1 protein-coding gene is annotated in these 271 nt (G+C 66.1%); it reads left to right on the top strand.

Going from position 1 to position 271, the window contains the following annotated elements; all coding sequences use genetic code 11:
• Positions 1 to 34: 34 nt before the first annotated feature.
• Positions 35 to 271 (top strand): DUF4198 domain-containing protein (locus AAEZ09_RS28310; RefSeq protein WP_350601654.1); only part of this gene is annotated, 237 nt, incomplete at its 3' end.

Genomic DNA, 271 nt, shown 5'->3' with positions numbered 1-271 from the left:
CCCTCACGCTGACCCCATGAACAGGAACCACGCCATGAAACCCGTCATCAAATGGACCGCCCTGGCCATTGCCGTCTGCCTGCCGCTATCGGCTCAGGCCCACCGCGCCTGGATGCTGCCTTCGGCCACCGTGCTCTCCGGTGAAGAGCCGTGGATCACAGTCGACGCCGCCGTTTCCAACGACCTGTTCTATTTCGAACACGTGCCGATGCGCCTCAAGGGCATCGGCGAAGCGGCTCAGGCTCCGGCAGGCGGCCCGCCGGGCATGCGC

This window comes from Pseudomonas sp. 65/3-MNA-CIBAN-0223, from assembly GCF_040310425.1.
Lineage (GTDB): Bacteria > Pseudomonadota > Gammaproteobacteria > Pseudomonadales > Pseudomonadaceae > Aquipseudomonas > Aquipseudomonas gregormendelii.
The sequence above is the reverse complement of the archived record's forward strand: the minus strand, read 5'-3'. Positions and strand labels throughout refer to the sequence as shown.